This window comes from Coleofasciculus sp. (assembly GCF_046539235.1).
In the GTDB taxonomy this organism is placed as follows: domain Bacteria; phylum Cyanobacteriota; class Cyanobacteriia; order Cyanobacteriales; family Coleofasciculaceae; genus Coleofasciculus.
Genome location: NZ_JBKHHI010000209.1, coordinates 1 through 11369, shown reverse-complemented (window position 1 = coordinate 11369; position 11369 = coordinate 1). Strand labels below are relative to the sequence as shown.

The window sequence follows — 11369 nt, the reverse complement described above, 5'->3', positions numbered from 1 at the left end:
CAGATGCTTCGTTTCGTTCCTCCGCTTCGCTCCGGACTCCACTCAGCATGACAAATGAACTCTATAACGAAGGACAAATGACAAATGACAAATGACCAATCATCGCTGATCTAATTGACGGGAACCAAATAAGGCTTCTCGTGCTTTTTCATCCATGTTGCTGACTCTTTTTTCACTCAAAAGTGCTAACCCTCGCTGTACCGCAGGTCGCTGGTTAATCGCGTCAAACCATCGCTGAAGATTGGGATAATCAGCTAAATTTTGTCCCTGTTTTTCGTGGGGGACAATCCAGGGAAAAATTGCTATATCTGCAATGGAATAATCACCCGCTACATACTCAACTTGGGATAACTGTTTATCGAGAACGCGATACAAGCGAGTGGCTTCATTCGTATAGCGATCAATGGCATAAGGGATTTTTTCTGGTGCATACTGACGAAAGTGGTGTGTCTGTCCCAGCATGGGTCCGACGCCACCCATTTGGAACATCAGCCACTGAATTACAGAATAGCGATCGCGTGGCTGTTTGGGAATGAACTGTCCGGTTTTGTCGGCTAGATACAGCAGAATTGCACCCGACTCGAATAGGGATAGGGGTTGACCCTCAATTCCTTGGGGATCAATGATCGCAGGCATTTTATTATTGGGACTGATGGCGAGAAAGTCTGGCTTAAACTGATCGCCGGCGGTGATGTCCACTGGGATGAGGTTGTAGGGGGTTTCCGTTTCCTCCAACATAATGCTAACTTTCCCACCGTTGGGTGTGGGCCAGTAGTAGAGATCGATTGGCTGTGTCATGGTTGAATTGTCCTGCATCCTTTGCCTTGACTATACACTCTGAAGCGGTGACAAGCTACTTGGGAGCTAGGGTGTGGGGTGTAGGGTGTAGGGTTTTCCCGGATTGAGTATTTCCCCTTCCGCTTAAAAGTCCGGACTTGATACCTGAATGGTACCTTTTTTAGGCATGATTTCTTCCCGAAAATTTCACTTTTTCAAGTTAAAATGATGCGACTTTTTCGGTTATTTATTGTTATGACATTAACGAAGTTAATTTTTATTAAAACTAAGTAGTGTTCATTAATACATTTGCTAGATTGAACATGTCAATCCAGTTTTGCCATTAAGAAATAAAAATTTCTTTTAACAGTTGAAACTTCCAAGTGAACGGTGAAAGTCTGAGTAAGTTGGAGAGGGAGATGAATGAGCAAGTTAAAGCAAAACTCCAACAGGAAATACAGGATCTGCGCGATCGCTTACAGCAGGCAGAGGCGGAATTGCGGGCGTTCAGCCCAGACACCGTGGAGACTGTGGAGTTTGAGCCTCCAGAAACAGGTAATATCAGGCGAGACAATCCCTTCCTATTGCAAGCGATTCTGGATAACACCACCGATCTGATGGCGGCGCTGGATTTGAACTGGCGCTATATTGCCTTTAATCAAGCGTATAAAACTGAATTTATCAAGATTTTTGGTGGAGAAATTGATAGGGGTACGAGTTTGATCGCAGCCCTTGCCCATTTACCCCAAGAACAAGCAAACGCACAGGAAATTTGGGGGCAGGCGCTACGGGGTGAAGAGTTTACGGTAATTCAGGAATTTGGCGATAGTCGCCGCGATCGCAATAAGTACCAGCTTACATTTCACAGTATCCGGGATGACCAAGGACAGATCCTAGGCGCTTTACACATTGTTAAGAATCTTAGTCAAATTGAGGCGCAAACTCAGCCATCTACCCAGGCGCAAGCCGCCCTACAAGAAAGCGAAGAACGATTCCGCAATGCCTTTGACTATGCCGCAATTGGCATGGCACTGGTTGATTTAGACGGGCGCTTCATGAAAGTTAATCACAGCCTGTGTCAGATGATCGGTTATTCGGAAGAGGATATTAACTTGATTCTCCAGGAATTACCCCAACGGTTAAAGCGGGGAAATTACTCCTTTGAATACCGTTTCCGCCATGAGGATGGAACCTATCGCTGGCTTTTGGATGAAGGGAAGTTAATTCGGGATGAAATGGGTGAACCCATTGAGGTTGTTGGGTATTTCGTGGATATTAGCGATCGCAAACAAGCGGAGTTCGCCCTAAGTCGCAGTCGAGAACTGAAAGAAGCGATTTTTAATGAATCAACTGATGCCCTATTTTTAGTTGATCCAGAGACGGGACTGACGTTCGATTGTAATCAATCTGCCGTTAACTTATTTGAAGCGGCTAGTGAAAATGAACTGATTAATATTGAAGGACATACTCTCCAAAAGTCCCGATTCACACCCGCAGAGTTAGCTAATATCAATCAAGCGATTAACCAGTACGGCGTTTGGAGTAAAGAAGTTGAATATATCACCAAAAAAGGGAAACACTTCTGGGGCAACTTAGCCGTAAAGCGAATTCATATTGCTGACAGGGCTATTAATTTAGTCCGGGTTACGGATATCACAGCTCGCAAGCAAACGGAAAAAGATATAAAACTACAGGCTGTGATTACTCGAAACATGGCAGAAGGTATTTGTTTGGTTAGTGTTACTGACGGTAGGATTGTTTATGCCAACCCAAAGTTTGAGCAGATGTTTGGTTATGAAATCGGTGAACTAAACAACCAACCTGTGCGAATTATTAACCATGCAGATAATGAAGTTGAAGCCGATCAAGTCCGACAGTTGATTACTCAAAAAATCTTAGAAAATGGCGAATATACTTACCAAGTTTATAATGTAAAGAAAGATGGAACTCCCTTCTGGTGTCAAGCGACAACCTCTCGTTTTGATCATCCCGACTATGGCACCGTCCTGGTTGCTGTTCAACAAGATATCACCGTGCAAAAGCAAACTCAAGATCAACTTAAAGCCTCCCTAAAAGAAAAAGAGGTCTTGCTCAAGGAAATTCATCACCGGGTTAAAAATAATTTGCAAATTGTCAGTAGTCTGTTGCAAATGCAGTCGCGGCGGACTAAAGATCAAGACGTGGCGTTAGTCTTACAAGACAGTCAAAATCGCATTGCCTCGATTGCTCTGGTGCATGAAAAGTTATATCGGTCTGAAAATTTAGCTCAGATTGATTTTGCCCAATATGTTCCCGATTTAATCACTCATTTATTTGATTCTTATAACATCAGTTCCAGTCAAGTTCGCATTTCCTATCAAGTTGAGGATATTCCTCTCGCCATTGACACGGCGATTCCCTGTGGCTTAATTTTAAATGAATTGGTGTCTAATACGCTAAAATATGCCTTTCCAGAGCATCATAACGGAGAAATAGAGATTAAATTTAAACGAAATTTGGATAATAACTCGCTTACCCTGCTTGTCCGGGATAACGGTGTGGGAATCCCCAAATCTTTTGATATTGAAACAACCACTTCATTAGGATTAACCCTGGTTTTAGGATTAGTCGATCAGATCGATGGCACCTTAGACCTAAATTGTGACTCCGGAACTGAATTTACAATTACCTTTAGCAATAAGCTTAGAACTCGATAATGTATAGAACGAAGGATCGCCCGATAATGTTTACCAAACCACCTCCGAACTTTAAAAAAAGCCTAAAAATTCTCGTCGTAGAAGATGAAAGAATTATCGCGATTAATTTGAAAGAAAGCTTAGAATCCCTCGGCTATACCGTACCTGCAATCGCAGCGTCGGGAGAAAAAGCGATTGAAAAAGCCACTGAGTTCCGTCCCGATTTAGTGTTGATGGATATCTGGCTCAAAGGCAATATGGATGGGATTGAAGCAGCAGAGCAAATCTGGGAACACCTGAAAATTCCGACAATTTATGTCACCGGACATTCAGATCAAAGTACGGTAGAACGGGCAAAAATAACGGCTCCCTTTGGCTATATCCTCAAACCCGTTAAAGAACAAGCTCTTTATGTGGCAATTGAAACCGCACTCCAGCGATATGAACGAGAACAATTACTTAGCGCCATTCTCAGAGGGATTGGAGATGGAGTCATTGTTACGGATAACCAGGGTCAGATTCAGTTTCTGAATCAGGTGGCGGAATCCTTAACCGGTTGGCAATTGGTTGAAGCCAGAGATCGGAAGTTAACCGAAGTATTTAATATTGTCGATGAACAAACCCAGGAGCCTGTTGGGGATGTCCTCACTAATGTCCTAGAACAAGAGACAATCATTTATTTAGAAGAGCAGATTTTGTTGATCCCCAAACAGGGAAAGCCGATCCCCGTAGCGGATAGTATTGCTCCGATTAAAAGTAACAATGGTGCGATCGCGGGAGCAGTTTTGGTATTTCGAGATGCAACACAACAGCGTTTAGCCCAGGAACAGAATCGCGCCCTGGAACGCGCCCGCCAATTAGAGTATGATATGGCTGAACTGCAATGTTTGGATCTGATCCACGATAATAGTTTAAATGCAGCGTCATTAGAATTGCCTACGTCTCCGGCAAAGATTAAATTAGCAGTTCGGATTCTGGAAACAATCTTAGATCAACAGAGTTTATTAAGTTCAAAAATAAGTTCTGATTCCACCGTGATTGCTCGTTATTGGCAAATTGTCCAGGAGCAAGGCATCCAAAAGCTCAAGCTCGTGAATGATCTGCTGGATATCCGTGCGATTGAAACAGGGGTTTATCCCTTACAAGTAACGTTGATTCCAGTCCCCGATTGGATTTCTGAGTTGATGCAACCGTTTGCAGCTTGGGCGCAATTTCAGCAGCAACGATTGCATATTGATATTGCTCCGAATTTACCCCCTTTGGTTTCAGATCAGTTGAGTTTGACTCGGATTTTGAAAGAATTACTGAATAATGCATTTCAATACACGCCAGCCGGGGAGGATATTGGGGTAACCGTGCGGCTTGGGGAAACTGGCAATGTAGAGACGTTGCATGCAACGTCTCTACGTCAGGAGAACAGGTTTTGTGCGGTCGAGATTCAGGTGAGTAATTCTGGGGTAGAAATTCCCCCAGAGGAACAAGAGAAAATTTTTGAACCATTCCATCGCATTCCTAGTCCCTATCCCTGGAAACAAGCAGGAACAGGTTTGGGATTGACAGTGGTGAAAACGTTAATGCATCGACTCCAGGGCGAGATTGAGGTAACTAGCGATCGCGACGGGACAAAGTTCACAATTTTTATACCAAATTTACAATCCCAAGGGATGGAGGTGGAAGATGATTATGATCAGTGAACAATGTTTATTAGGAACTGATACAGCAACAATGGCTCGGATTCTGGTTGTGGAAGATGAGAGAATTATTGCACTGAACCTGAAGGAAAACTTAGAAGCTTTGGGTTACGGTGTCGTCGGAATTGCCGCCTCTGGGGAAAAAGCTGTCACCCAAGCTGGGAAACTCCATCCCGATTTAGTGCTAATGGATATCTGGTTACAGGGGAACCTGGATGGAATTGGCGCGGCGCAACAAATTTGGGATGAGTGGCAAATTCCGGTGATTTATCTAACCGGACATTCCGATAAAATTACTTTAGAACGGGCAAAGATAACCGCACCCTTTGGCTATATCCTCAAACCCGTAAATGAACGGCAATTATCCGTGGCGATTGAAATTGCCTTGCAGCGCTATGAACGGGAGCAGTTTTTAAGTGCAGTGCTGCGGGGAATTGGCGATGGTGTGATTTTAGTCGATCAAGATTGTCGGATTCAGTTCATGAATCGGGTGGCGGAATTGCTAACCGAATGGCAATTTACCGATGGGAAGAATCGGGAGTTGACGGATGTCTTTCAACTCATTGATATCCAAACCCAGCAGCCTGTGAATAACTCAGTGACGTTGGCATTAGCAGAGGATAGACTGGTTTATCGTACCGATGATCATGTCCTAATTACTAAGACAGGTGAACCAATCGCGATCGCGGACAGTGCTGCACCGATTCGGGATAATCAAGGGAACCTCGCCGGGGTGGTGTTGGTATTCCAAGATATACGCGATCGCAAACAAGCCGAAGCCGCGCTACGCCAGCAGTTAGCCAGGGAACAACAAATCAATCAGTTTCAACGGCAATTTATTCACACCGTTTCCCATGAATATCGCACACCGCTCTCGATTATTCAAGCCTCAACCTTCCTGATTGAAGCCGATACTTCCTCGGTGCAATCGGAGAACAAGCGAGTCAATTGCCAGCGAATTAAACAGGCGGTCAAATATATGGTGGGATTGCTGGAAGATGTATTAACCTTTGGTCAAGCCGAAGCGGGTCAACTCATGCTTGATCCAATGCCTTTAGATTTAAACCTCTTCTGTCAACAACTCATCGACGAATACCAACTCATTGCCAGTGATCAAGCTAAAATAACCTGGATCAGTTGTAGCAAAGGTCAAACCGCTTATCTGGATAAAAAAATCCTGCAACTGATTGTGAGAAATTTACTCACCAATGCTTTAAAATATTCTCCAGAAAACAGTTCTGTTTATTTAACCCTAACCTGTGAAAATGATCGGCTTATAGTAGAGGTGAAAGATCACGGCATTGGTATTCCACCAGAGGAGCAACCCCATATCTTTGAGCCATTCCGCCGCGCCAGTAATGCAGGGACAGTGAGAGGTTCCGGGATGGGGTTAGCTATTGTCAAGAAAGCTGTTGATTTACATAGGGGAACATTGTCAGTGGAGAGTGTTTTGGGTGTGGGTACAACGTTTACAGTAGTCTTACCCTTTCCCGAAGAATCAGTCTAGTCATTGGTCATTCGTCATTCGTCCTTGGTTATACTCGCTGCGTGATAAGCAAGCTACGTTCTTGGTTAGGACTTACGCAAAGGTTCTATATGTAGGGTGTGTTAGCGTAGCGTAACCCACCTTAACCAATATATATGATGTGGCTGCATAAGTCCTGTTTGTCATGGTTTGAGGTGCTTTTAGGAAACTTAATCTATTTCAGTTTATTTCCGGGAACCTACTTATGAGTCAAACGAGAGAGTTAGGTCTGAGCTATTTTCGTTTTATTCAACGGTTTATTGTCCTGAATAATTTATTTAAGCGTCGTTGTTGCCATGAAAAAATTAGCAAAGAAAATCTCTCAAAAACTGACAAGTATTCTCGTCGTTGAAGATGAACGAATTATCGCCATCAACCTGAAAGAACAGTTAGAATCCTTTGGCTATTATGTTTGCGCGATCGCTACATCGGGAGAGAAAGCAGTAGAAACAGCGACAGCACTATGTCCTGACTTAGTGTTAATGGATATTTGCCTCCAGGGAAACACTGAAGTGTTTAAACTTGTTAATCAAAATACAATGCAATCGGTAAATCTGCCGTTAATAACAGCAATTGAAAGCAATTTTACCTGTTCAATACCTAAAGATAGTCTCTTGATCTCCCGACAAACTAAAATGATTCCGATTGGCGGTAGTGTAACACCTATTCACGATAAACAAGATCAGGTGATTGGGGCAGTATTGGTGTTTCAAGATATCAGCCATTCTATTCAGCTAGAGGCAGCTAAATTTCAATTAGAACAGATTGATTTAGAGTTTATTGCCCAAGATTGGCAAAAAATGTTTAACTCGATTCATATAGGTGCGGAACGTCTAATGGATGTCACGCTGTCGTTGCAAGCGCTGCGGAATTTCTCGACATTGGATGAACTGGATCAAAAGATGGTTTATATTAATGAAATGATTGATTCAACCTTATTACTGGTACAGCATCGCCTCAAACCTCAAGGTAAAAAGCCAGAGATTCGAGCCATCAAAATCTATGGTAATTTACCTTGTTTAATGGGTTATGCGAGTCAGTTGCATCAGGTATTTATTCATTTGTTGAATAATGCCATTGATGCGATAGAAATGAAAGGTATGCCGGGTATTATTACCATTGACACCAGCATAATTAGTCGCCCGGTTTCGCTGCAAGCTGGAGATGGAGGAGAGGGGGAGATGAGGAGATGGGGAGACGGAGAGATCAGGGAGATGAGGGAGATAACTCAAAACCATGTCCTTGAGCGAAGTGAAGGATCAATACTCAACACATCTCAAAATGTGCGAGATGTTGTGGTGATTCGGATTACTGATAATGGTTGTGGAATGAGTCAGGAAGTACAACAACAAATTTTTGACCCATTTTTCACGACCAAATCCGTGGGAACAGCCGTAGGATTAGGGTTATCAGTCAGCTATAAAATTGTGGTGGATAAACATGGCGGTCAAATCCACTGTCATTCAGTCGAAGGTGAGGGAACGAAGTTTGAAATTGAGTTACCTTTAAAAAAGGGCGGGTTTTGCAGCCAAGTTAGGGAAAACAATCAACAGTAGTCCCTAAACCCGCCCCAACAAATCCGATTCCCTCGAAGGTCGTGAAAGGTCAATACTCTCCGGAACTAATCCCCCTGCACCCAAGTCATCCCTTGACTGGGGAATTTTCCCCCAGGTTACAGAATTCTATTGATACCCATGCATTTCTCTGGAAAGCTATCCTTAGTTTTATTAATCTTAACCTTCTCCTTTGTCTTCCCCCCCACATCAAAATCCCTGTTCTGTCCCTTAGTTGCGTGGAGTCGTCATCCAGAACGAGACTTTGGACAAGATGGTCGAGATGGTGCAGATGGACGTGCGGGGAGACGGGGACGAGATGGGGAAAATCGGACAATTTTTGTGGATGGTTCTCCGATTAATCTGGAGTTGTCGGGAGGAGATGGCGGGGATGGGAATGATGGGAAACGGGGTAAGGATGGAGATTGTTCCCGACAACCGCGAAAAGTAGATTATGATTTGCAAGCCGCAGATGGAGGCGATGGCGGTGATGGCGGAAATGGCGGTGATGGTGGGAATGGTGGATCATTGACGGTTTATTATACAAATCGAGAGGATTTGAAACAAATCTATGTACGTTCCGTTGGCGGACGTGGTGGACGTTCTGGACGCGGCGCTTATGGGGGTGATGGCTGTGAATGTGATGACCGAAGTTGGGAGGTAGAAACCTGTACGAAAAAGTCAGACAATGGTGGCGAAGACTGTGAAACTGAGCGATTTGAGTGTGAAGATGGTGACGATGGTCGAGATGGTCGAGATGGTCGAGAGGGGAAACAGGGGAACCTAGGAACACTAACCCTAATTAATCGTACTGAAGCCTTACCCCCAGACAAACCCACCGCTACCGTTACTCTACCTCAACTGCAAAATAGCGCGATCGCACTCTCTGTGAATCAATGGCGAACTCGTACTGGTGCAACCGCCTTACTCGCACCCAATTCAATTATTGCCAACCAGTATCGGGAGTTTGTTGGACGCTTAGAACGGTCTTTTGAGTTAGTCTGGAATGCAGACCGGGCGATTACCGACTTTTATAATCAACCGATATCCCTCAGTCTCAAATCCGATCAAGGCATTGATGTATCTTTGCCCAAAGAAGTCTGGTTTGATGGCACAATGTCGCAACAGGGGGATGTGACAAGGTTTGTCGTCACCAATGCGCTACTGGAACGGGAAGCCACCCAGCTTACCCGGGCAGATTTTGCCGGAAATCGTTCAGCGTTAACCTTTAGTGTGGTGGACTTAGCCGGAAAGTCCGACTTGTTAGACACCCAATTCTGGTTAAAATATCGTACTGCCAATTCCGGCGCTCGCTTCCGTCGCTTCTATAATTACAGAACCCGGTATGAAGGAATTATTCCGGCGGAACTTGTCACTCGCCATAACAACCGCTACACGCTAGAAATAGGCAAACTCCCCATAGAAGCCGAATACCTGCGTCCTGGAGTCGCGATCGAAATTGAGTTAGTCGCGACTCGTTCCTTTGCGGGAAACTCAGCCCAACAGGAAATGAATTGGCGCGGGGAAATTCGATAAGTTTGTAGTCTGGGATGCAAGCCTATCGTCACATTGCCAGGAAACGTTAAGATCGTCATTCGTCATTTGTCATTTGTCATTTGTCATTTGTAATGGTTTGAGGCTTGTTTACAAAACTTAGTTTAGTACAGGGCTGTTTTCTTTTGTCCGACTACTTAAGCATCTTGCTCGCTACTAATACCCAATTTAATTGCATGACAGCTTATGTACTACGCCACTACTTATAACAGGCTAAAGCCCTTACTACAAACTCCAAACTTCAAACTTCACCAAATTTATGTCTTAGGGTTGATGTATAATTGATAAAAACCATCAATCCTGATAGGGATTCAGTATAATTCGCTTAAGGAGTTCATGACGCCAGATTTCTTACAGGTTACGTTTTTATACAATCAAGTCATAGACTATCTCATCGCCTTTGTCATCTTGGTTGTGGGAATTTTTCTGATCAAAATTCTCCGCCAAGTGATTGTAGGACGGCTCAAGCGCTGGGCGGCGAAAACGACAACTCAGTTGGATGATTCCCTGATCCAGATTATTGAACGAGCCGTGATTCCTATCCTTTACGTTGGCACGTTTTATGTGGCGATCGCGAATCTCACCTTACATCCGATTCTGGATCAGGTAATTGACGCTTTGACGTTGATTGTTGCCACGATTTTAGGGATTCGCCTCTTGGTTTCCCTGGTGGAGTACGGTTTCCGGTTATATTGGCTAACTCGCCGCCAAAGTGAAACGGTGGAACAGGCGCTTGATGCGTTAATTCCGGCGGCTCGAATTGCAATTTGGGCGCTGGGAATTGTCTTTTTGTTAGATAATCTGGGTTTTGATATCTCCGCTGTTGTGGCTGGATTAGGCATTGGGGGTGTGGCGATTGCTTTAGCGTCTCAAGGCTTTCTCCAGGATTTATTCAGCTACTTCTCTATCCTCTTTGACCGTCCCTTTGAATTGGGAGATTTTATCATTGTTGACGATTTCCTTGGTTCAGTCGAACATATTGGCATTAAAACGACTCGTCTGCGGAGTTTAAGTGGAGAACAACTCATTTTTGCCAATACTGATTTAACCAGTTCGCGGATTCGCAATTTTAAGCGGATGCCTAAACGACGGGTGGCGTTTAAGTTTGGCGTGCTTTATGAAACGTCTCAAGAAAAACTCCAGATCATCCCTGGAATTGTCCAAGGGATTGTGGAAAATCTAGATAATACCACCTTTGACCGGGCGCATTTTAGCGATTATGGGGATTTTAGCTTAAATTTTGAGGTTGTATATTACGTTTTAAGCAGTGATTACAACCTCTATATGGATATCCAGCAGCAGCTTAATTTACAGCTTAAACAGGAATTTGAGGCACGTCAGATTGAGTTTGCTTACCCCACCCAAGTCACCTATTTTGGGAATCTCAACACCGGAGAAATTAGCGATTCTTTAAGTGCTTTGGTTGCTGATGGCAAACCCTAAGCCGTTGGTTGACATAAGTGGAGAGTAGAGACGTTCCGCAGCAACGTCTGTCAAGTGTAGGGGAATTTTTAGGGGCAATTGTAGGGGCGGGTTTAGCCATTTAATTTTGCTATCTACCGATAACCACTCAACAAAACCCGCCCTTCTTCTG

8 protein-coding genes are annotated in these 11369 nt (G+C 44.0%); 6 read left to right on the top strand and 2 right to left on the bottom strand.

Going from position 1 to position 11369, the window contains the following annotated elements; genetic code table 11:
* Positions 1 to 99: 99 nt before the first annotated feature.
* A complete protein-coding gene (locus ACLFWI_RS17985) occupies positions 100 to 798 on the bottom strand; it encodes a glutathione S-transferase N-terminal domain-containing protein (protein ID WP_446414058.1) in 699 nt (232 codons plus the stop codon).
* 398 nt (positions 799 to 1196) lie between these two features.
* Here ACLFWI_RS17985 and ACLFWI_RS17980 point away from each other — a divergent pair, with 398 nt between their 5' ends.
* From ACLFWI_RS17980 to ACLFWI_RS17955, 6 genes are all read left to right on the top strand, one after another.
* Positions 1197 to 3473, top strand: a complete 2277-nt coding sequence (locus ACLFWI_RS17980; RefSeq protein WP_446414057.1) for a PAS domain-containing sensor histidine kinase — start codon at positions 1197 to 1199, stop codon at positions 3471 to 3473.
* A complete protein-coding gene (locus ACLFWI_RS17975; RefSeq protein WP_446414056.1) occupies positions 3473 to 5146 on the top strand; it encodes a response regulator in 1674 nt (557 codons plus the stop codon). Before ACLFWI_RS17980 ends, ACLFWI_RS17975 begins: the two co-directional genes overlap by 1 nt.
* On the top strand, positions 5130 to 6650 hold the full coding sequence (locus tag ACLFWI_RS17970) for an ATP-binding protein (protein ID WP_446414055.1): 1521 nt from the start codon (positions 5130 to 5132) through the stop codon (positions 6648 to 6650). The genes ACLFWI_RS17975 and ACLFWI_RS17970 overlap by 17 nt, the downstream gene beginning before the upstream one ends.
* A 314-nt stretch (positions 6651 to 6964) precedes the next feature.
* Positions 6965 to 8224 (top strand): ATP-binding protein, encoded by a 1260-nt coding sequence (locus tag ACLFWI_RS17965; protein ID WP_446414054.1) that lies wholly within the window; start codon positions 6965 to 6967, stop codon positions 8222 to 8224.
* A gap of 138 nt (positions 8225 to 8362) precedes the next feature.
* Positions 8363 to 9757 carry a collagen-like protein gene (locus ACLFWI_RS17960; RefSeq protein ID WP_446414053.1) on the top strand — a complete coding sequence of 465 codons (1395 nt, stop codon included), beginning with the start codon at positions 8363 to 8365 and terminating at the stop codon, positions 9755 to 9757.
* 354 nt (positions 9758 to 10111) lie between these two features.
* The gene (locus tag ACLFWI_RS17955; RefSeq protein ID WP_446407027.1) at positions 10112 to 11218 is read left to right on the top strand and encodes a mechanosensitive ion channel family protein; all 1107 of its coding nucleotides are present in this window, start codon (positions 10112 to 10114) and stop codon (positions 11216 to 11218) included.
* Here the strand turns inward: ACLFWI_RS17955 and ACLFWI_RS17950 are convergent.
* Positions 11186 to 11369: hypothetical protein (locus tag ACLFWI_RS17950; RefSeq protein WP_446414052.1), on the bottom strand; the 184-nt coding region annotated here is incomplete at its 5' end. The two genes, ACLFWI_RS17955 and ACLFWI_RS17950, sit on opposite strands and share 33 nt — an antisense overlap.